The sequence below is a fragment of the Streptomyces sp. NBC_01485 genome (assembly GCF_036227125.1).
GTDB lineage: Bacteria > Actinomycetota > Actinomycetes > Streptomycetales > Streptomycetaceae > Streptomyces.
The window spans coordinates 2,179,107-2,198,256 of record NZ_CP109435.1; the positions used below are offsets into that span (position 1 = coordinate 2,179,107).

Genomic DNA, 19,150 nt, shown 5'->3' on the forward strand with positions numbered 1-19,150 from the left:
ACCCATGCCGCCCGGTTCATCTACCCGTCGGGCTGCGTACATGGCTGAAACCTTGACAAGTGGCCTGACCAGGCAGGAGATTGACGCGCGTAGAAATCCACTGGACACCTGTTCACCGTATTTTCTACGCGCGTCGCGCTCCGCCCCACCGGTCGCGGCCCCTCATCACCTGCCCGACCCTCGTTCCACCCTCGTCTCCACCCCTGATCTCCCCCCGTCTCCACCCTTGTTTCCACCCTGGTCCCGGCGCTCACGTACGTCCCCGGAGGGATTCCGTTGCCGAGCAAGAAGTCCGCGCGCCTCGCCGCGCTCACCGTCGCCGCCGTCTGTTCCGCGGCCTCCACCGTCGCCCTCACCGTGCCCGCGCAGGCGGACACCGTGGCCATTCACGACATCCAGGGCACGACCCGGATATCGCCGTACGCCGGCAAGGCGGTCACGGGTGTGGCCGGAATCGTCACCGGCGTCCGCACCTACGGCTCGTCCAAGGGGTTCTGGATCCAGGATCCGAACCCGGACGCCGACCCGGCCACCAGTGAGGGCGTCTTCGTCTTCACCAGCTCCGCCCCGAAGGTCGCCGTCGGCGACTCCGTCACGGTCACCGGCACGGTCTCGGAGTTCGTCCCGGGCGGCGCCTCGACGGGCAACCAGTCGATCACCGAGATCACCAAGCCGACGGTGACGGTCGTGTCGAGCGGCAACGCGGTTCCGGCCGCGACCGTCGTGAACGCGAAGTCGGTCCCGGGCGCGTACACGCCGGCCGGCGACACCGTCGCGAGCAACTCGATCAACGCGCTCACCCTGCGGCCCAAGAAGTACGCCCTGGACTACTACGAGTCCCTGGAGGGCATGAACGTCCGGGTCTCTGACGCGCGCGTGGTGACCGCCACCGACCCGTACAGCGAGCTGTGGGTCACGGTGAAGCCGCACGAGAACACCAGCCGCCGCGGTGGCGCCCTGTACGGCTCGTACACCTCGCAGAACACCGGCCGGCTGCAGATCCAGTCGCTGGGCGCGACGGCGGACTTCCCCGTCGCGAACGTCGGCGACAAGCTCACCGGCGTCACGTCCGGCCCGCTGGACTACAACCAGTTCGGCGGCTACACGCTCGTCGCGAGCCAACTCGGCACGCTCAAGAGCGACGGGCTGAAGCGGGAGACGACGAAGAAGCAGAAGAAGGGCGAACTCGCGGTCGCGACGTACAACGTCGAGAACCTCGACCCGTCCGACCCCACGTTCGAGGAGCACGCCTCCGCGATCGTGCACAACCTGAAGTCGCCCGACATCGTGTCCCTGGAGGAGATCCAGGACGACAACGGCGCGACGAACGACGGCACGACCGCCGCCGACGTCACCGTGAACAAGCTGATCGACGCGATCGTGGCCGCGGGCGGCCCGACGTACGAGTGGCGCTCGATCGACCCGGTCAACAACACCGACGGCGGCGAGCCGGGCGGAAACATCCGTCAGGTGTTCCTGTTCAACCCCGAGCGGGTGTCCTTCACCGACCGTGCGGGCGGCGACGCGACCACCGCCGTCGGCGTCACCAAGGTGCACGGCAAGGCGCAGCTCACCGCCTCGCCCGGCCGGATCGACCCGGCCAACACCGCCTGGAACTCCAGCCGCAAGCCGCTGGCCGGCGAGTTCGTCTTCCGTGGCCGCACGGTCTTCGTGATCGCCAACCACTTCAACTCCAAGGGCGGCGACCAGGGTCTGACCGCGCAGTACCAGCCGGTGGTGCGCAGCTCGGAGATCCAGCGCCACCAACAGGCGACGCTGGTCAACGCGTTCGTCAAGAACATCCTGGACGTGCAGAAGAACGCGGACGTCATCGCCCTGGGCGACATCAACGACTTCGAGTTCTCCGGCACCGCGCAGATCCTGGAGAGCGACGGCGCGCTGTGGTCGGCGATCAAGTCGCTGCCCAAGAACGAGCGTTACACCTACGACTACCAGGGCAACCAGCAGGTCCTGGACCAGATCCTGGTGAGCCCGTCGATCCGGTGCGGCGACTTCAAGTACGACAGCGTGCACATCAACTCGGAGTTCCACGACCAGATCAGCGACCACGACCCGCAGGTACTGCGCTTCGAGCCGTAGCCGCCGTTGCAGCTGTAGCTGTAGCTGTAGCTGTAGCTGGAGCTGGAGGTCTGTCAACTGTGCTGGCTGAACACTGCGTTCAGCCAGCCCTGCCAGGCGGTCTCGTTCGCCTTGGCGTCGGCGTCCGCGGCGAAGTCGTGGACGCTGACGCCGACCGGCGCGCCCCAGTGGTTGCGTCCGAAGATCCGCACGAGGGCGTCCTCAGTGCGCAGGCCGATGAAGTACGGGTCGAGGTAGTCGAGTACGGCATCGAAGTCCTGCGGGCCGCGCACCGCGACGCGGGTGCCGGTCGCCGTGTCGTCCGCCAGCCCCAGGGCCTGCCCGACCGCGGTGAGCGCGGTGGGCGTGACGGACGCCTCGCCTCCGTCGAGTTGGGCGAACGTGACGGGGCGGGGCGCGAAGTGCGTGAGGTACTCGCGCAGGGTGTGCAGGTAGAAGTCCGTGTGCTTGCTCGCCCCGTCGTACTGGTTGTCCCAGTCGTCGGTGAAGATCCCGCTGTGCACGTACCGCACCCAGGCGCGCCGGCCGCCGTCGCGCGACTCGATGACATGCTCGAGCTGGTTCAGGCTCTGGACGGAGAAGCCGACGTCCTCGCTGCGGATGGTGAGGTGGTGCGGCGGGTCCCAGGCGGTGACCGTCGACCCGAACGCCGCCTTGCCGCCCACCCGGGGCTCCGGTGCCTCCATCGGCCACAGGTATCCCCCGGTGCCGTTCGTGACCGCCTCCCACACCTCCTCCGGAGTGGCGTCGACCTCGAACTCGCGGGCGATCTCGAATTCCTTGGACATGGCTGCGCTCCTCAACTGGGCAAGTGGTCTTACGACTCGGCGAGTTCGGGGTTCATGGGGCGTACGGGTTCTTCGGGGTCCTGCGGCTGCTTGAGCGTGGGGTGGACGGCGATGACGATCCGGTGATCGCGGCCACCCTCGGCGTCGGGGGCGTCGTACTTGTGGATCAGAGCGCCGACCCCCGCCGTCAGCTCCTGGATGAACGCGGCCCGGTCCGCGGCCGAGGCGAAACGCACTTCGCCGTCCAGCGCGTACGTCGCCAGCCCCTTGCGGGCCTTCGCGGCACCGGTGATCAGCGAGCCGACGTCGCGCACCAGCCGAGCGCCGAGCGCGAGCAGCCAGCGCGCCGAGAGCTGGTCCCGGAAGCGGTCCGGATCAGGCTGCACGGCGGCGAGCGCGAGCGGTGAGATCACGTACGACGCGGCGGTCGCCCGCATCAGCCGCTCGGTGACATTCCCCTTACGGCGCTCGCCGGCCAGCTCCACCAGCCCGTGCCGCTCCAGCGCCTTGAGGTGGTAGTTCACCTTCTGCCGGGGCAGCCCGACCTTGCCGGCCAGCATCGCGGCCGATGCGGGTCCGGCCGCCAGCTCGGCGAGCAGCCTGGCCCGTATGGGGTCCAGCGAGACGGCTGCGGCCTCGGGGTCCTCGATCACGGTGACGTCCAACATGCAGCCACCGTCTCACCGAAAACTTTTTTTGTCCAGGGGAATCAAGTGTTCGGCGAGGGGGGACTACCGGGGAGGGGCTACCGGAGGGACAGGGCAGCGAGCAACGAGCGGGCTACCACCGCCCCACCGCGCTCAACACCCGCTCCGCCGCTTCCCGAGCACCCACGCCACCACGAGCGCCACACCCACCGCCACGCCCGTCGCACCCGCGATCACGATCGGCCGCGGATGGCGCGCCGTGCTGCGCAGTTGCACGGTCATCGCGCCGGCGCGGTCCATGAGGTCGGCGGCGCGGGCCCCGGTGCGACCGCGCACGTCCGCCTTGGCAGCCAACTCCTCGACCGTGGCCCCCAGTTGGTGCCTGGTGTGCTCGATCTGCCGACGCAGATCCGCCACTGTCCTGTCCGTCATCGGTGCGCCCTTTCCCTGGCCCCCGTCCATCCGTCCGGAACACCCGGGTACCCCGGCGGACCTGCACTACCCGCACACCCCCAAGCACAACCCGTAAGCACTCCTTATCAATACCATGCACAAAAATTAAGTGGAGCTTCTCGATGACCGGGCCGACACTACCCCCATGACGACAACCCCTCCCCCGCTCCCGCCCTCCCCCTTCGGACGCGCCCTCTGCGCGATGATCACGCCCTTCACCGGCTCCGGCGGGCTCGATCTCGACGGTGCGCAGCGGCTCGCCGAGCGACTGGTGGCGGCCGGGTGCGACGGGCTGGTGCTGTCCGGTACGACGGGTGAGTCGCCGACCACCACGGACGCCGAGAAGGCGGAGCTGGTGGCGGCGGTACGGGAGGCGGTGGGCGGGCGGGCCTCGATCGTCACGGGCGTGGGCACCTTCGACACCCGGCACACCCTCGACCTCACCCGCGCCGCCGAGAAGGCCGGAGCGGACGGCGTCCTCGTCGTCAGCCCGTACTACAGCAGGCTCCCGCAGGACGCCCTGGAGGCACACTTCCGGGAGGTCGCGGACGCGTCCGGGCTGCCCGTCATGCTGTACGACATCCCCGGCCGCACCGGCACCCGCATCGAGCCCGACACGTTGCTCCGACTCGCCGAGCACCCCCGGATCGTCGCCGTCAAGGACTGCTCCTACGACTTCCTCGGCACCCAAAAGGTGCTTTCCCGCACCGAGTTGGCGTACTACGCGGGCTGCGACGAACACAACCTCGCGCTCTACGCCGTAGGCGCGGCGGGCTACGTCAGCACGGTCGCGAACGTGGTCCCGGCCCAACTCCGCGCCGTCCTGGACACATTCGACGCGGGCGAGACGACCGAAGCCGCCCGCCTCCAGCAACGGGCCACGGAACTGGTGGAGTTGATGATGGCCTCGGGCCTGCCCGGCACCGTCACCACCAAGGCCCTCCTGAGCGACCTGAACCTACCGTCCGGCCCGGTCCGAGCACCGCTACGCCCCGCCGACCGGACGACGGCCGCCAACCTGCGCGCGGCCTACGAACGACTCGTCACACCCCCGCGCCCCCACGCTGCCGTACGGTGAACGGATGAGCCGACCGCTGCTCTACCTCGACGTCGACGGCCCCCTGAACCCCTACGCCGCCAAGCCCACGCAGCGGCCGGCGGGCTATACGACGATCAGGGCGGACGTGGGCCGTGAGCGACCGCTGCGAGTCTGGCTGCACCCCGGACACGGCGCAGCGCTGCTCCGCCTCCCTTACGACCTGTGCTGGGCCACGACGTGGATGGCCGAGGCCAACCGCTGGATCGCACCCGTGGTGGGCCTGCCCGAACTCCCGTACGTCGACTTCGGCGCGGCGCTCTTCGCCCACCGCCCCGACGGCGTCCACTGGAAGACGGAAACGATCGTCACCCACGCGGCGGGCCGCCCCTTCGTCTGGGTGGACGACGAACAGTCCCCCGCCGACACGGCATACGTCACCGCCCACCACCCCGCCCCGGCCCTCCTGCACCACGTGAACCCACGCATCGGCCTGCGGGACGAGGACTTCACGGCACTGGCGGAGTTCGCGGCGACGCTGCCCGTATGACGGAGCGCCCTTCCGCGGGCAGCGGGAGGGCGCTCCGTCATACGGGCTGGGCGTTCGGTGTCAGTTGTGGCTGTGCAGGATCTCGTTCAGGCCGCCCCAGACCGCGTTGTTCGGGCGGGCCTCGACCGCGCCGGTGACCGAGTTGCGGCGGAAGAGGATGTTCGAGGCGCCGGAGAGTTCGCGGGCCTTGACGATCTGGCCGTCGGGCATGGTGATCCGGGTGCCCGCGGTGACGTAGAGGCCGGCCTCGACGACGCACTCGTCGCCCAGCGCGATGCCGACGCCCGCCTCGGCGCCGATGAGGCAGCGCTCGCCGATGGAGATGATCACGTTGCCGCCGCCGGACAGCGTGCCCATCGTGGACGCGCCGCCGCCGATGTCCGAGCCGTCGCCGACGATGACGCCCGCGGAGATGCGGCCCTCGACCATCGACGTGCCGAGCGTGCCCGCGTTGAAGTTGACGAAGCCCTCATGCATGACCGTGGTGCCCTCGGCGAGGTGCGCGCCGAGGCGGACCCGGTCGGCGTCGGCGATCCGGACGCCCTTCGGGGCGACGTAGTCCGTCATGCGCGGGAACTTGTCGATGGAGGTGACCTGGAGGTGCAGGCCCTCCGCGCGGGCGTTCAGGCGGACCTGCTCGACGGCGTCGACGGCGACCGGGCCGAGCGAGGTCCAGGCGACGTTGGCGAGGTGGCCGAACATGCCGTCCAGGCTCTGCCCATGCGGCTTCACGAGCCGGTGCGAGAGCAGGTGCAGGCGCAGGTAGACGTCGTGCGCGTCGAGCGGCTTGTCGTCGAGCGAGGCGATGACCGTGCGGACCGCGACCACCTCGACGCCCCGCCGGGCGTCCGGACCGATCGCCTTCGCCGCGCCCTCGCCGAGCAGTTCCACGGCCTTCTCGGCGGACAGCCGCTCGGTGCCGGACGGGCCGGGCTCCGCGAGGAGCGCGGGCGCGGGGAACCAGGTGTCGAGAACGGTGCCGTCGGCGGCGATCGTGGCGAGGCCGGCGGCCGCGGCGCCGGTGGTGCGGGGGACAGTCGTGTCGGTCATGAGGGAAACCTAACCGGCGGGAGGGCGCGGAGGCCAACCCACACAGCGGTGTCTCAGGGAGCGAGCCGGGGGCCCCGCAGGCCCCCGCCGGCCTCGCACGTTCCCCTCAGGAGCACCCGAGATCACAGGAACCTCGAGAACCACGAGAGCCACGAGAGCCACGGGGACCTCGCGCAGCACGAAAGCCACGAGATCCGACCGCCGGTGAGCATCCGGGCCCCAACGATGCGTATACACGCATAGCAGCACACATGAGTCGCGGATTCGAAAGCGTTATGGAAAGCCCTCGCCCAAACGGATGAACGCGGGCCACAGGTTCCACTACTGTTTCACCGTTCACACACCGGGCCATCGCAGCCGCGGCAGCCGCCAGGGGTGCCGCTGGAGGAACAGCGCATGCCAGAAAACAAGTCCCGGCCGTCCCAGGACCAACGCTGGGAGAACGGCTGGGCCCCGGACACCTCCCGGGCACCCGGAACACGGCGCCTCTGGTTGGCCGGCGGCCTCGCCGTCGCCACCGTCTTGGCGTGCGTGACCGCAATCGCCCTCAACGACAAGCCCGTTGACAAGAAGACAGAAGCCCGTGAGGGACAGACGCTGTCGGACGACGAGACGGCGGGCGGCGGCCTGATCTCGTTCGCCACCCCCTCTCCGACCCCGTCGACGACACCCGAGGGGGACGACAAGGGCACGCCCGCATCCGCGTCCGTGTCCGCGTCGCCGCAGGCCCCCTCCTCCCCCAGGCCGCAGGGCAGTTCGGCTCCGCACACCCCGGCCAAGCCCTCCGCGTCACCGACGAAGAAGCCCACCCGACCCAAGCCGACCAGCTACAAGCGGTCGGTCCGCTCGGTCAACTACCCGGACCGCTACTGGCATGTGAGTGGCGGCCTGGTGAAACTCGACCCGGTGCGCGGCTCGGAGTCCCGTGCGGACTCCACCTTCACCGTGGTCAAGGGCCTGGCGGACAGCTCCTGTTACTCCTTCGTCACGGCCGGCGGCAGCTATCTGCGTCACTACAACTTCGTGCTGCGCGCCGACCGCAACGACGGCAAGGCCGTCTTCAAGAAGGACGCCACCTTCTGCTCCCGCGCCTCCGGCTTCTCCGGCGCGGTCATGCTGGAGTCGGTGAACTACCCCGGCCGGTACCTGCGGCACAAGGACTTCCAGCTCCGCCTGGACCCGTACCAGTACGACAGCCAGTACGCCTCCGACTCGGCGTTCCGGGTCGTCAACGCACTGTCGTAGGAAGCTCGGAAGCCCTGACACTCTGAAACACCCGGCAACTCTGAAACGCAGGAAAGCGGCGAGGTCCCCAGGGACCTCGCCGCTTTCCTGTGCTTCCGCCGGACGGCAGCTCTCAGACGTTGAACCCGAGCGCCCGAAGCTGCTCGCGGCCGTCGTCCGTGATCTTGTCCGGGCCCCACGGCGGCATCCAGACCCAGTTGATCCGCAGCTCGTTGACCAGGCCGTCCGTGGCGGACTTCGCCTGGTCCTCGATGACGTCCGTCAGCGGGCAGGCCGCCGACGTCAGGGTCATGTCGATCGTCGCGATGTTCGCGTCGTCGATGTGAATGCCGTAGATCAGCCCGAGGTTGACGACGTCGATGCCCAGTTCGGGGTCGACGACGTCGTACAGCGCCTCGCGGACCTCTTCCTCCGAGGCCGGCTTCATCTCAATGGTCTCGCTCATGCCGTCTTCCTTTCGGCGGCGTCCGAGCCCAGGGCCTGGACCGTCGCATCCTTCCACGCCATCCAGCTCAGCAGCGCGCACTTCACCCGGGCCGGGTACTTGGAGACGCCGGCGAACGCGACCGCGTCCTCCAGCACCTCCTCCATCGCGTCGTCGGGCTCGATCTTCCCCTTGGACTGCATCAGCTCCAGGAAGGTCTCCTGGATCTTCTGCGCCTCGGCGAGATCCTTGCCGACGAGGAGGTCGTTCAGCACGGAGGCCGACGCCTGGCTGATGGAGCAGCCCTGGCCCTCGTAGCTGACGTCCTCGATCTTCGTGCCGTCGTACTTCACACGCAGGGTGATCTCGTCGCCGCAGGTCGGGTTCACGTGGTGCACCTCGGCGTCGCCATCGCGCAGACCACGCCCGTGCGGGTGCTTGTAGTGGTCCAGGATGACTTCCTGGTACATCGAGTCCAGCTTCATGCGATCCCTCGCCAACCCCTCAGCCGAAGAAGTTCCGTACGTGCTCCAGTCCGTCGACCAGAGCGTCGATCTCGGCCGGCGTGGAGTACAGATAGAACGACGCTCGCGTGGTCGCGGGAATTCCGTACCGCAGGCAGACCGGGCGGGCGCAGTGGTGGCCGACGCGGACCGCGATGCCCTGCTCGTCCAGCACCTGGCCCACGTCGTGCGGGTGGATGTCGCCGAGCGTGAAGGAGATCGCCGCCCCCCGGTCCTCGGCCGTCGACGGGCCGATGATCCGCAGGTCGGGGACCTCGGTGAGCCGCTTCACCGCGTACTCGGTGAGCGCGTGCTCATGGGCGAGGACCTTGTCCATGCCGATCGCGGAGAGGTAGTCGATCGCCGCTCCCAGGCCCACCGCCTGGGCGATCGGCGGGGTGCCCGCCTCGAACTTGTGGGGTGCCGGGGCGTACGTCGACGAGTGCATCGACACCGTCTCGATCATCTCGCCGCCGCCGAGGAACGGGGGAAGGTCCTCCAGCAGCTCCTGGCGGCCCCAGAGGACGCCGATGCCGGTCGGGCCGCACATCTTGTGGCCGGTGAAGGCCACGAAGTCGGCCTGGAGGGCCTGTACGTCCAGCGGCATGTGCGGCGCGGCCTGCGAGGCGTCGATCAGGACCAGGGCCCCGACCTCCTGCGCGCGGCGCACGATCTTCTCGACCGGGTTGACCGTGCCCAGGATGTTGGACACCAGCACGAAGGAGACGATCTTCGTCTTCTCGGTGATGACCTCGTCTATGTTCGACAGGTCGAGCCGGCCGTCGTCGGTCAGGCCGAACCACTTCAGCTTCGCGCCCGTGCGCTGCGACAGCAGTTGCCACGGCACGATGTTGGAGTGGTGCTCCATCTCCGTGATGACGATCTCGGTCTCGTGGTCCACGCGGTAGGGCTCGTCGGCCCAGCCCAGCATGTTCGCCACGAGGTTCAGCGACTCGGAGGCGTTCTTGGTGAAGATGACCTCGTCGCGGCTGGGCGCGTTGATGAACGTCGCGACCTTGTCGCGCGCGCCCTCGTACAGCGCCGTGGCCTCCTCGGCGAGCACATGCACACCGCGGTGGACGTTGGCGTTGTAGCGCTCGTAGTACTCGTTCAGGGCGTCCAGCACCTGGCGCGGCTTCTGCGAGGTCGCCGCGTTGTCCAGGTACACGAGCTTCTTGCCGTCGTGGATCTGTCGGTCCAGGATCGGGAAGTCCTTGCGGATCGCCTCGGTGTCGAGGAGGCCCGGCAGCTGCGTCACGCTGATACGCCACCCTTCGTGTAAGCCTCGTAGCCCTCGTTCTCCAGCTTGTCGGCGAGTTCGGCGCCGCCGGACTCGGCGATCCGGCCGTCGGAGAAGACGTGCACGAAGTCGGGCTTGATGTAGCGGAGGATGCGCGTGTAGTGCGTGATCAGCAGGGTGCCGACCTCGCCGGTCTCGCGGACGCGGTTGACGCCCTCGGAGACGATGCGCAGGGCGTCGACGTCCAGACCGGAGTCCGTCTCGTCGAGGATCGCGACCTTCGGCCGCAGCAGCTCGAGCTGGAGGATCTCGTGGCGCTTCTTCTCGCCGCCGGAGAAGCCCTCGTTGACGTTGCGCTCGGCGAAGGCGGGGTCCATGTGGAGGCGCTGCATGGCCTCCTTGACCTCCTTCACCCAGGTGCGGAGCTTGGGGGCCTCGCCGCGGACGGCGGTGGCGGAGGTGCGCAGGAAGTTGGAGACCGAGACGCCGGGGATCTCGACCGGGTACTGCATCGCCAGGAACAGGCCCGCGCGGGCGCGCTCGTCGACGGACATCTCCAGGACGTTTTCGCCGTCGAGGGTGACGGTGCCGCTGGTGATCGTGTACTTGGGGTGGCCCGCGAGCGAGTAGGCGAGGGTCGACTTGCCGGAGCCGTTGGGGCCCATGATGGCGTGCGTCTCGCCCTGCTTCACGGTCAGGTCGACGCCCTTGAGGATCTCCTTCGTGGCGTTGTCGGCCTCGACGGTGACGTGCAGGTCGTGGATTTCAAGCGTTGCCATGGGTGCCTCAGGACTCCTGGGTGAGGGAGACGAGCACGTCGTCCCCTTCGATCTTTACGGGATATACGGGGACGGGGCGCGTCGCGGGAAGGCCGGACGGCTTGCCGGTGCGCAGGTCGAAGCTGGAGCCGTGCAGCCAGCACTCGATCTGGCAGTCCTCCACCTCGCCCTCGGAGAGCGAGACGTTCGCGTGCGAGCAGATGTCGTGGATGGCGAACACCTCCCCCTCGGTACGGACGACCGAGACCGGCGTGCCGTCGAGTTCCACCCGCCTCGGGGTGTCCTCCTCGAGCTCGCTCAGCCCGCAGGCTCGAATGAATCGAGCACGGTCGTCGGCCATCAGACGGTGGCCCCCAGCTCGGTCTCGATCCTGGCGAGCAGGCGCTCCTCGATGTCGTCGACACCGATCTGCTGGACCAGTTCGGCGAAGAAGCCGCGCACCACGAGGCGACGGGCCTCGTCAGCCGGGATGCCGCGGGCCATCAGGTAGAAGAGCTGCTCGTCGTCGAAGCGGCCGGTGGCGGAGGCGTGGCCGGCGCCGACGATCTCGCCGGTCTCGATCTCCAGGTTCGGCACGGAGTCGACCCGGGCGCCGTCGGTCAGCACCAGGTTGCGGTTCATCTCGTAGGTGTCGGTGCCCTCGGCGGCGGCCTCGATGAGCACGTCGCCGATCCACACCGCGTGCGCGGCCTCGCCCTGCAGCGCGCCCTTGTAGACGACGTTGGACTTGCAGTGCGGGACGTTGTGGTCGACCAGCAGGCGGTGCTCCTGGTGCTGGCCGGCGTCCGTGAAGTACAGGCCGAGCAGTTCGGCCTCGCCGCCGGGGCCGGCGTACGTCACGCGCGGGTGGAGGCGGACGAGGTCGCCGCCGAAGGTCACGACGACCGACTTGAAGCTCGCGTCGCGCCCGATGAGGGTGTTGTGCTGGGCCACGTGCACGGCCTTGTCGTCCCAGTCCTGGATGGAGACGACGGTCAGCTTCGCGCCGTCCCCGAGGACGTATTCGACGTTGGCGGCGACGACGGCGTCACCGGTGTGGTCGAGGACGACGACGGCCTCGGCGAAGGCGCCCAGCTCGATCACCTGGTGGGCGTAGGACACCCCGCCCTCGCCGTGCACCGCGACGCGGATCGGCTCGGTGAGCACCATGTCCTTGGGGACGGTGATCACGCCGGCCTTCTCGAACGCGGAGTACGCCTGGGCGGCGACCCGGTCCACGGGGGTGCCGGCCCTGCCGAGCCGGGCGTCGTCACGGTCGACGAGTTCGACGGTGACGCCCTCGGGGGCCTCGACGGCGACCTTGACGGCGCCGTCGGTCGCGGCGGCGGTGCCGTCGTGCAGCCCGCGCAGCCGCTCCAGCGGCGTGAACCGCCACTCCTCCTCGCGGCCGTGGGGGACCGGGAAGTCCGCCACGTCGAAGGACGGGGGCGCGCTCATGCGCGTGGCGACGGTCGACTCGGCGGCCACCGCGATCTGGCCCGCGGTGGTCGAGCCCGCGGGTGGGGGTCCCCCCGCCCGAGCGGATTCGAGGGTGGGGGAGTTCTGAGCCTCAGCCATGGCTGTCGGTCTGCTCGCTTTCTTGCGTGAGTGGCTTGATGGGTGGGGCGGTTGGCGGTTAGCCGACCGCGCCTTCCATCTGGAGCTCGATCAGCCGGTTGAGCTCGAGGGCGTACTCCATGGGCAGCTCCTTCGCGATGGGCTCGACGAAGCCGCGCACGATCATCGCCATCGCCTCGAACTCGCTCAGACCACGGCTCATCAGGTAGAAGAGCTGGTCGTCGGAGACCTTGGAGACGGTGGCCTCGTGGCCCATGGACACGTCGTCCTCACGAACGTCCACGTAGGGGTACGTGTCGGAGCGGGAGATGGTGTCGACGAGCAGCGCGTCGCACAGCACGTTCGACTTGGAGCCGTGGGCGCCCTCGCCGATCTCGACGAGACCGCGGTAGGACGTACGACCGCCGCCGCGCGCCACCGACTTGGAGACGATGTTGGAGGAGGTGTTCGGCGCCATGTGGACCATCTTGGAGCCGGCGTCCTGGTGCTGGCCCTCGCCCGCGAAGGCGATGGAGAGGGTCTCTCCCTTGGCGTGCTCGCCCATCAGGTAGACGGCCGGGTACTTCATCGTCACCTTGGAGCCGATGTTGCCGTCGATCCACTCCATGGTCGCGCCCTCGTACGCCACGGCGCGCTTGGTGACCAGGTTGTAGACGTTGTTCGACCAGTTCTGGATGGTCGTGTAGCGGCAGCGGGCGCCCTTCTTCACGATGATCTCGACCACCGCGGAGTGCAGGGAGTCCGAGGAGTAGATCGGCGCCGTACAACCCTCGACGTAGTGGACGTAGGCGCCCTCGTCGACGATGATCAGCGTCCGCTCGAACTGGCCCATGTTCTCCGTGTTGATACGGAAGTAGGCCTGGAGCGGGATCTCGACGTGCACGCCCTTGGGGACGTAGATGAACGAGCCGCCGGACCACACCGCGGTGTTCAGCGACGCGAACTTGTTGTCGCCGACCGGGATGACCGTGCCGAAGTACTCCTTGAAGAGCTCCGGGTGCTCCTTCAGCGCCGTGTCGGTGTCCATGAAGATGACACCCTGCGCCTCCAGCTCCTCGTTGATCTGGTGGTAGACGACCTCGGACTCGTACTGCGCGGCGACGCCGGCGACGAGGCGCTGCTTCTCCGCCTCCGGGATGCCGAGCTTGTCGTACGTGTTCTTGATGTCCTCGGGCAGGTCCTCCCAGGACTCCGCCTGCTTCTCCGTGGAACGCACGAAGTACTTGATGTTGTCGAAGTCGATGCCGGAGAGGTCCGAGCCCCAGTTCGGCATGGGCTTCTTCTCGAACAGGCGCAGGCCCTTGAGGCGGAGCTTGGTCATCCACTCCGGCTCGGACTTCTTGCCGGAGATGTCGCGGACGACGTCCTCGTTGATGCCGCGCTTGGCAGAGGCACCGGCCACGTCGGAGTCGGCCCAGCCGTATTCGTACGTGCCCAGACCCTCGAGCTCGGGGTGGGCGGTCTCCTCGATGGGGAGCGTCATGCGGGGTTCCTCCCGGCGGTGCTTGCGGATGCGTGGTGGTTGGCTGTGGAAACTCTGGGGATGAACGTCGTGCACACGCCGTCGCCGTGGGCGATGGTCGCCAGCCGCTGGACGTGCGTGCCCAGCAGCTGGGAGAAGACCTCGGTCTCCGCCTCGCAGAGCTGCGGGAACTCTTCCGCGACGTGGGCGACGGGGCAGTGGTGCTGGCACAGCTGCTCGCCGACCGGTGCGCTGCGCGCCGTGGCAGCGTACCCGTCCGCGCTCAGGGCCTTGGCGAGGGCTTCGGTCCGCTCCTCGGGGGCGGCGGCCTCCACCGCCTTGCGGTACTCGGCGGCCTGTCCGGCCATCCTGGCGCGCGCGAAGGCGACGACCGCCTCGTCCCCGCCGAAGCGTTCCTGGATGAAGCGCAGGGCGTCCGCGGCGAGCGTGTCGTAGGACTGGTCGAAGGCGTCACGGCCGCAGTCGGTGAGGACGAAGACCTTGGCGGGGCGTCCGCGCGTCCGCGCTCCGTACACCCGCTGCTCACGGGGCTCCACGACATCGTCGGCGACCAGTGCGTCGAGGTGGCGGCGGACGGCGGCGGGGGTGAGCCCGAGCCTTCCGGCCAGCTCGGTGACGGTCGACGGGCCGTGGTCCAGGATGGACCGCGCGACACGGTTGCGCGTGGAGCGCTCACCGGTCGCGAGCTCCTCCTGCGGGGCCGCGCCAACGTTTTTCACAACGCCATTGTTGCGTAATTCCTCAGGGGCAGGCAAGCCGGGTCCTCGCCGCCCCGGGTGCGGTGCATCACTTAGGTAAACCTAATCTGACCTGCGGGAATGATCTTTGATCGATCAATTCGGTGGCACGGCGTGCGCTTCTCGGGGAGACTGCCCGACCATGCCGACACCCCCTCCCACCGGCCCTCTCGTCACCCGCGCCACCCTCGCCGAGGACCTGCGCGCGCTCGGCGTCCGCCCCGGCGAGACGCTCCTCGTCCACGCGTCGCTCCGCTCCCTCGGCTGGGTCAGCGGCGGCGCGGTCGCCGTCGTCCAGGGGCTGCTCGACGCGCTCGGCCCGGACGGCACACTCGTGGCGCCCACCCAGTCCGGGAACCTGTCCGACCCGGCCCTGTGGTCCAACCCGCCCGTACCCGAGGAGTGGTGGGAGACGATCCGCGCCACCATGCCGGCCTACGACCCGCGCCGCACGCCCACGCACGGGGTCGGCGTGCTCCCGGAGACCGTCCGCACCTGGCCCGGCGCCCTGCGCAGCGCCCACCCGCACACCTCGTTCGCGGCACTCGGGGCGCGGGCGGCGGAGATCGTCGAGGGGCACGCCCCCGACTGCCGGCTCGGCGAGCGCAGCCCGCTGGCCCGACTGGAGCAGGCGGGCGCGCGGGTCCTGCTCCTCGGCGCCGGCTACGCCACCTGCACCAGCTTCCACCTGGCCGAATACCGGATACCGGCCCCGCGTGTCGCGATCGGCAGGCCCGGGCCCGACGGGGCATGGGAGGTCGTCACCGAGGTGTCGATCGACGCCGACCGGTTCGACGAGCTCGGCCACGACTTCGAACGCGACCGCGACCGCGATGTCGTACGGGGAAAGGTGGGCGGGGCCGACGTACGGCTGTTTCCGGTCGCGGACGCCGTGGCGTACGCGCAGCGGTGGCTGCCGCTGCACCGGCCCCGCGAGGAGTTCTGACACCCGCCGGTCTGAGCCCCCGCCGGCGAACCTAGACTCTTGAGCCATGCGAACTGAGCCTGTCGTCCGGGTCCAGGCCCTGGTGAAGCGGTACGGGACGAAGACGGCGGTGGACGGCCTCGACCTGACGGCCCGGCCGGGCGTCACCGCCGTCCTCGGACCCAACGGCGCCGGCAAGACGACCACGATCGAGACCTGCGAGGGGTACCGCAAGGCGGACTCCGGCACCGTGCGCGTCCTCGGCCTCGACCCGGTGAGACAGGCCTCCGACCTGCGCCCCCGGATCGGCGTGATGCTCCAGTCGGGGGGTGTGTACTCGGGTGCGCGGGCCGACGAGATGCTCCGCCACATGGCGAAACTGCACGCGCGTCCGCTGGACGTCGACGCCCTCGTCGAGCGCCTGGGCCTCGGCTCCTGCGGCCGGACGACGTACCGGCGCCTGTCCGGCGGCCAGCAGCAGCGCCTGGCACTGGCCATGGCCGTCGTCGGCCGCCCGGAGCTCGTGTTCCTGGACGAGCCGACGGCCGGCCTGGACCCGCAGGCCCGCCGCGCCACCTGGGACCTCGTACGGGACCTGCGCGCGGACGGCGTCTCGGTCATCCTGACCACCCACTACATGGACGAGGCCGAGCAGCTCGCCGACGACGTCGCGATCATCGACGCGGGCCGGGTCATCGCCCAGGGCTCCCCCGAGGAGCTGTGCCGGGGCGGCGCCGAGAACACCCTGCGCTTCACCGGCCGCCCCGGTCTCGACGTGAACTCCCTGCTCAAAGCCCTGCCCGCCGACAGCGCCGCCGCCGAGCTGACCCCGGGCTCCTACCGCGTCATGGGCAAGGTCGACCCGCAACTGCTGGCGACGGTCACCTCGTGGTGCGCGCAGCACGGGGTGATGCCGGACCGCATCTCGGTCGAACGGCACACGCTCGAAGACGTCTTTCTGGAGCTCACAGGCAAGGAGTTGCGTTCATGATCACCACCTCCGCCCCCACCGCCTCCGGCACCTACACGCCGAACCCCGGTGCCGCGCCCCTCCCCCGCATGATCGGGACGCAGGCGGCGCTGGAGACGAAGATGCTGCTGCGCAACGGCGAGCAACTGCTGCTCACCGTCGTGATCCCGACGCTGCTGCTGGTCCTGTTCAGCAGCGTGGACATCGTCGACACCGGCGCGGGCAAGGCGGTGGACTTCCTCGCCCCCGGCATCCTCGCGCTCGCCGTGCTGTCGACGGCCTTCACCGGCCAGGCCATCGCGACCGGCTTCGAACGCCGCTACGGCGTCCTCAAGCGGCTCGCCTCCTCGCCGCTGCCCCGTTGGGGCCTGATGACGGCGAAGACGCTGTCGGTCCTGGTCACCGAGATCCTCCAGGTGATCCTGCTGACGGTGATCGCCTTCGCGCTGGGCTGGCAGCCGCACGGCAACCCGGTGGCCGTCGTACTGCTCCTGGTCCTCGGCACGGCCGCCTTCTCGGGCCTCGGGCTGCTGATGGCGGGCACGCTGAAGGCGGAGGCGACGCTCGCCGCGGCCAACCTGGTCTTCCTGCTGCTGCTGGTGGGCGGCGGGGTGATCGTCCCGCTCGACAAGTTCCCGCCCGCCGCGCAGGACGTGCTCGGCGTGCTGCCCATCGCGGCCCTCTCCGACGGCCTGCGCGACGTCCTCCAGCACGGTGCGGGCATGCCCTGGGCCGACCTGGGGATCCTGGCGGCCTGGGCGGTCGTCGGCCTCGCGGCGGCGGGCCGTTTCTTCCGCTGGGAGTGAGGACGCAGAGGGCCCACGGGAAGTGGGGACCCTCGTGAAAGCGTGCACAAGCGTCCGCCTACGATGGGACGCGTGCCGAACCTGACCCGTGCCGACGCCGTAGCCGCCGTGCGCAACCCGCTCGCCTTCATCGCCGAACGCTGGACCCCCGCCCCCCGGACGGTGCGGCGGGCGGCCCTGTCCGCGCTCGTGATGTCGGTGGTCATCGTGGTCACCGGCGGTGCCGTCCGGCTCACGGGCTCCGGCCTCGGCTGCCCGACCTGGCCCAAGTGCACCGCCGACTCGCTCACCGCGACCAGCGCGATGGGCTTCCACGGCGCCATCGAGTTCGGCAACCGCATGCTGACGTACGTGCTGTGCGCGGCCGTCGGCTGGGCGATCGTCGCCGCACGCTCCGAGAAGCCGTACCGGCGCGGGCTGACCCGGCTGGGCTGGGCGCAGTTCTGGCTCGTGATGGGCAACGCGATCCTCGGCGGCATCGTGGTCCTCGTCGGACTCAACCCGTACACGGTCGCCGCGCACTTCCTGCTGGCCTCGGCGCTCACCGCCGTCGCCACGCTGATGTGGCAGCGCACCCGGGAGGGCGACGGCGCGCCCGAGCCGCTGGTCGGCGCGTCCGTGCGGCAACTGGTGTGGTTCCTGGTCGCCGCCGCGGCGCTGCTGATCGCCGTCGGCACGGTGGTCACCGGCTCCGGCCCGCACGCGGGCGACTCCAGCGAGGTCGAGCGGATGCCGCTGGACTGGGAGACGGTGAGCAAGCTGCACGCCGTACTCGCCTGGATCGTCGTGACCCTGACCTTCGCCCTGTGGTTCGTCCTGAAGGCGGTCGACTCCCCCAAGGCCCCCCTGGACCGCACCCGGGAGCTGTTCGTGGTCCTCCTCGCCCAGGGCGTCATCGGTTACGTCCAGTACTTCACGGACCTCCCCGAGGCCCTGGTCGGCATCCACATGCTCGGCTCCTGCCTGGTGTGGATCGCGGTACTGCGCGTCCTGCTGTCCCTGCGCGAACGCCCCGCCACGAAGCTCGGCCTCCCGGCCCCGGCGACCAGGACACCGGCCGACACGCACGCGTGAGGCGACCGTACGACGACGCCGCTCACCCGTACGTCTCCACGAGCCCGTCGATCGCCGGCCCCAGGTAGGCCCTGGCCAGCTCGCCCCGGCGGGCGAGCCACTCCTCGTCCGGCTCCCCCGGCCGCCCGTACCGGCGTCGCTCGATGTCCGCGACGACCTCCACCGGCGCCCCCAGTCCGGGAAGCGCGTCCAGTGCCTCCCGTTTGGTGATCAGGCGGCCCTCCCGGAGGGTGACGGCGGCGCGGGCGTACGTCAGCAGACCCAGGTCGACCCAGACGTCCCGCCGCCACAGCCGCGCCGTGCCGACGTTCGGCCGCCAGAACTCCTTCTGGTCGCGTACGACGAACTCGGCCAGCTCCCGGTCCGTCACCGTCGGGAGCAGTCCGGCGGGCGGCCGGCCCCGCAGCACCCGGCCGAAGGCGTGCAGCTCGCGCCGGGTGACGGGCGTGACCGGCCGGCGCGTCAGGCCGCCGTGCGCCCAGGTCGGGTGGGGGCGCTGGGGGTCCGCCGCCGTTTCGGGGGTCAGGTAGGTGCAGTGCAGCCCGGCGGCGAGAGGCTCGGCGCGCAGGTTCCGGTGCAGCGCGACGATCCGCCGTACGGTGCGCAGGGTCGGCGGAGTGTCCAGCACCGCGATGAGGTCCAGGTCGCTGCGGCCCTCCTGGTAGTCGCCCCCGGCGAGCGAGCCGTGCGCCCAGACCGCAGTGGGGGCGAGCGGCGAGAGAGCGGTCAGGAAGCGGGTCAGCAAGGCGTCGGTGTCGGTGGTCATCCGGGCAGTCTGGGCGG

At 69.9% G+C, this 19,150-nt stretch carries 21 protein-coding genes; 8 read left to right on the forward strand and 13 right to left on the reverse strand.

Annotated features, from left to right (window positions below; translation table 11 throughout):
* Positions 1-276: 276 nt before the first annotated feature.
* On the forward strand, positions 277-2,100 hold the full coding sequence (locus tag OG352_RS10080) for an endonuclease/exonuclease/phosphatase family protein (RefSeq protein WP_329216128.1): 1,824 nt from the start codon (positions 277-279) through the stop codon (positions 2,098-2,100).
* Between the two features lie 53 nt (positions 2,101-2,153).
* Here OG352_RS10080 and OG352_RS10085 read toward each other — a convergent pair whose 3' ends face one another.
* The 3 genes from OG352_RS10085 to OG352_RS10095 all read right to left on the reverse strand — a co-directional run bounded on the left by OG352_RS10085 (position 2,154) and on the right by OG352_RS10095 (position 3,967).
* Positions 2,154-2,888, reverse strand: coding sequence for an SRPBCC family protein (locus tag OG352_RS10085; protein ID WP_329216130.1), 735 nt, complete (start codon positions 2,886-2,888; stop codon positions 2,154-2,156).
* Positions 2,889-2,917: 29 nt separating this feature from the next.
* Positions 2,918-3,556, reverse strand: a complete 639-nt coding sequence (locus OG352_RS10090) for an ArsR/SmtB family transcription factor (RefSeq protein ID WP_329216132.1) — start codon at positions 3,554-3,556, stop codon at positions 2,918-2,920.
* 132 nt (positions 3,557-3,688) lie between these two features.
* A complete protein-coding gene (locus OG352_RS10095) occupies positions 3,689-3,967 on the reverse strand; it encodes a DUF3618 domain-containing protein (protein ID WP_329216134.1) in 279 nt (92 codons plus the stop codon).
* A gap of 166 nt (positions 3,968-4,133) precedes the next feature.
* On the opposite strand from OG352_RS10095, the gene dapA reads away from it, so the two are divergent.
* Together dapA and OG352_RS10105 are read left to right on the forward strand one after the other, a co-directional pair.
* On the forward strand, positions 4,134-5,066 hold the full coding sequence (dapA, locus tag OG352_RS10100; RefSeq protein WP_329216136.1) for a 4-hydroxy-tetrahydrodipicolinate synthase: 933 nt from the start codon (positions 4,134-4,136) through the stop codon (positions 5,064-5,066).
* Positions 5,067-5,070: 4 nt separating this feature from the next.
* Positions 5,071-5,574, forward strand: coding sequence for a hypothetical protein (locus OG352_RS10105; protein ID WP_329216138.1), 504 nt, complete (start codon positions 5,071-5,073; stop codon positions 5,572-5,574).
* 60 nt (positions 5,575-5,634) lie between these two features.
* Here OG352_RS10105 and dapD read toward each other — a convergent pair whose 3' ends face one another.
* Positions 5,635-6,624 carry a 2,3,4,5-tetrahydropyridine-2,6-dicarboxylate N-succinyltransferase gene (gene dapD, locus OG352_RS10110; protein WP_329216140.1) on the reverse strand — a complete coding sequence of 330 codons (990 nt, stop codon included), beginning with the start codon at positions 6,622-6,624 and terminating at the stop codon, positions 5,635-5,637.
* Positions 6,625-7,020: 396 nt separating this feature from the next.
* Between dapD and OG352_RS10115 the strand changes: the two genes are divergently transcribed.
* The gene (locus OG352_RS10115; protein WP_329216141.1) at positions 7,021-7,869 is read left to right on the forward strand and encodes an AbfB domain-containing protein; all 849 of its coding nucleotides are present in this window, start codon (positions 7,021-7,023) and stop codon (positions 7,867-7,869) included.
* Between the two features lie 112 nt (positions 7,870-7,981).
* Here OG352_RS10115 and OG352_RS10120 read toward each other — a convergent pair whose 3' ends face one another.
* Genes OG352_RS10120 through OG352_RS10155 form a run of 8 tightly spaced genes read right to left on the reverse strand, consistent with a single transcriptional unit; the run spans position 7,982 to position 14,574 of the window.
* Entirely contained in the window at positions 7,982-8,314 is a 333-nt protein-coding gene (locus OG352_RS10120) for a metal-sulfur cluster assembly factor (protein WP_030612912.1), read from the reverse strand.
* Positions 8,311-8,778, reverse strand: a complete 468-nt coding sequence (gene sufU, locus OG352_RS10125) for a Fe-S cluster assembly sulfur transfer protein SufU (RefSeq protein ID WP_329216143.1) — start codon at positions 8,776-8,778, stop codon at positions 8,311-8,313. The genes OG352_RS10120 and sufU overlap by 4 nt, the downstream gene beginning before the upstream one ends.
* Positions 8,779-8,797: 19 nt before the next feature.
* Complete coding sequence (locus OG352_RS10130; protein ID WP_329216144.1) at positions 8,798-10,054, reverse strand: cysteine desulfurase; 1,257 nt, start codon at positions 10,052-10,054, stop codon at positions 8,798-8,800.
* A complete protein-coding gene (gene sufC, locus OG352_RS10135; protein ID WP_329216145.1) occupies positions 10,051-10,815 on the reverse strand; it encodes a Fe-S cluster assembly ATPase SufC in 765 nt (254 codons plus the stop codon). The genes OG352_RS10130 and sufC overlap by 4 nt, the downstream gene beginning before the upstream one ends.
* Positions 10,816-10,822: 7 nt before the next feature.
* Positions 10,823-11,155, reverse strand: coding sequence for a non-heme iron oxygenase ferredoxin subunit (locus OG352_RS10140; RefSeq protein WP_329216147.1), 333 nt, complete (start codon positions 11,153-11,155; stop codon positions 10,823-10,825).
* Positions 11,155-12,372 carry a Fe-S cluster assembly protein SufD gene (sufD, locus tag OG352_RS10145; RefSeq protein ID WP_329216149.1) on the reverse strand — a complete coding sequence of 406 codons (1,218 nt, stop codon included), beginning with the start codon at positions 12,370-12,372 and terminating at the stop codon, positions 11,155-11,157. Before sufD ends, OG352_RS10140 begins: the two co-directional genes overlap by 1 nt.
* Before the next feature lie 58 nt (positions 12,373-12,430).
* The gene (gene sufB / locus OG352_RS10150; RefSeq protein WP_329216151.1) at positions 12,431-13,855 is read right to left on the reverse strand and encodes a Fe-S cluster assembly protein SufB; all 1,425 of its coding nucleotides are present in this window, start codon (positions 13,853-13,855) and stop codon (positions 12,431-12,433) included.
* Positions 13,852-14,574, reverse strand: a complete 723-nt coding sequence (locus tag OG352_RS10155) for a helix-turn-helix transcriptional regulator (RefSeq protein WP_329216153.1) — start codon at positions 14,572-14,574, stop codon at positions 13,852-13,854. The genes sufB and OG352_RS10155 overlap by 4 nt, the downstream gene beginning before the upstream one ends.
* A gap of 160 nt (positions 14,575-14,734) precedes the next feature.
* On the opposite strand from OG352_RS10155, the gene OG352_RS10160 reads away from it, so the two are divergent.
* From OG352_RS10160 to OG352_RS10175, 4 genes are all read left to right on the forward strand, one after another.
* A complete protein-coding gene (locus tag OG352_RS10160) occupies positions 14,735-15,538 on the forward strand; it encodes an aminoglycoside N(3)-acetyltransferase (RefSeq protein ID WP_329216155.1) in 804 nt (267 codons plus the stop codon).
* A 46-nt stretch (positions 15,539-15,584) separates the two neighbouring features.
* A complete protein-coding gene (locus OG352_RS10165) occupies positions 15,585-16,508 on the forward strand; it encodes an ABC transporter ATP-binding protein (protein ID WP_329216156.1) in 924 nt (307 codons plus the stop codon).
* Positions 16,505-17,293 carry an ABC transporter permease gene (locus tag OG352_RS10170; protein ID WP_329216157.1) on the forward strand — a complete coding sequence of 263 codons (789 nt, stop codon included), beginning with the start codon at positions 16,505-16,507 and terminating at the stop codon, positions 17,291-17,293. The genes OG352_RS10165 and OG352_RS10170 overlap by 4 nt, the downstream gene beginning before the upstream one ends.
* Before the next feature lie 63 nt (positions 17,294-17,356).
* A complete protein-coding gene (locus tag OG352_RS10175) occupies positions 17,357-18,367 on the forward strand; it encodes a COX15/CtaA family protein (protein ID WP_329216159.1) in 1,011 nt (336 codons plus the stop codon).
* Between the two features lie 22 nt (positions 18,368-18,389).
* Here OG352_RS10175 and OG352_RS10180 read toward each other — a convergent pair whose 3' ends face one another.
* A complete protein-coding gene (locus OG352_RS10180) occupies positions 18,390-19,133 on the reverse strand; it encodes a nucleotidyltransferase domain-containing protein (RefSeq protein WP_329216160.1) in 744 nt (247 codons plus the stop codon).
* Positions 19,134-19,150 lie beyond the last annotated feature (17 nt).

Excerpts from the sequence above, each read along its gene's own strand:
- OG352_RS10090 (WP_329216132.1), bottom strand. The coding sequence starts at position 3,556 with ATGTTGGACGTCACCGTGATCGAGGACCCCGAGGCCGCAGCCGTCTCG.
- dapA (WP_329216136.1), top strand. The coding sequence starts at position 4,134 with ATGACGACAACCCCTCCCCCGCTCCCGCCCTCCCCCTTCGGACGCGCC.
- OG352_RS10160 (WP_329216155.1), top strand. The coding sequence starts at position 14,735 with ATGCCGACACCCCCTCCCACCGGCCCTCTCGTCACCCGCGCCACCCTC.
- sufD (WP_329216149.1), bottom strand. The coding sequence starts at position 12,372 with ATGGCTGAGGCTCAGAACTCCCCCACCCTCGAATCCGCTCGGGCGGGG.
- dapD (WP_329216140.1), bottom strand. The coding sequence starts at position 6,624 with ATGACCGACACGACTGTCCCCCGCACCACCGGCGCCGCGGCCGCCGGC.
- OG352_RS10085 (WP_329216130.1), bottom strand. The coding sequence starts at position 2,888 with ATGTCCAAGGAATTCGAGATCGCCCGCGAGTTCGAGGTCGACGCCACT.
- OG352_RS10175 (WP_329216159.1), top strand. The coding sequence starts at position 17,357 with ATGGGACGCGTGCCGAACCTGACCCGTGCCGACGCCGTAGCCGCCGTG.
- OG352_RS10165 (WP_329216156.1), top strand. The coding sequence starts at position 15,585 with ATGCGAACTGAGCCTGTCGTCCGGGTCCAGGCCCTGGTGAAGCGGTAC.
- OG352_RS10170 (WP_329216157.1), top strand. The coding sequence starts at position 16,505 with ATGATCACCACCTCCGCCCCCACCGCCTCCGGCACCTACACGCCGAAC.
- OG352_RS10115 (WP_329216141.1), top strand. The coding sequence starts at position 7,021 with ATGCCAGAAAACAAGTCCCGGCCGTCCCAGGACCAACGCTGGGAGAAC.
- OG352_RS10180 (WP_329216160.1), bottom strand. The coding sequence starts at position 19,133 with ATGACCACCGACACCGACGCCTTGCTGACCCGCTTCCTGACCGCTCTC.
- OG352_RS10105 (WP_329216138.1), top strand. The coding sequence starts at position 5,071 with ATGAGCCGACCGCTGCTCTACCTCGACGTCGACGGCCCCCTGAACCCC.
- OG352_RS10095 (WP_329216134.1), bottom strand. The coding sequence starts at position 3,967 with ATGACGGACAGGACAGTGGCGGATCTGCGTCGGCAGATCGAGCACACC.
- sufC (WP_329216145.1), bottom strand. The coding sequence starts at position 10,815 with ATGGCAACGCTTGAAATCCACGACCTGCACGTCACCGTCGAGGCCGAC.
- sufU (WP_329216143.1), bottom strand. The coding sequence starts at position 8,778 with ATGAAGCTGGACTCGATGTACCAGGAAGTCATCCTGGACCACTACAAG.
- OG352_RS10140 (WP_329216147.1), bottom strand. The coding sequence starts at position 11,155 with ATGGCCGACGACCGTGCTCGATTCATTCGAGCCTGCGGGCTGAGCGAG.
- sufB (WP_329216151.1), bottom strand. The coding sequence starts at position 13,855 with ATGACGCTCCCCATCGAGGAGACCGCCCACCCCGAGCTCGAGGGTCTG.
- OG352_RS10120 (WP_030612912.1), bottom strand. The coding sequence starts at position 8,314 with ATGAGCGAGACCATTGAGATGAAGCCGGCCTCGGAGGAAGAGGTCCGC.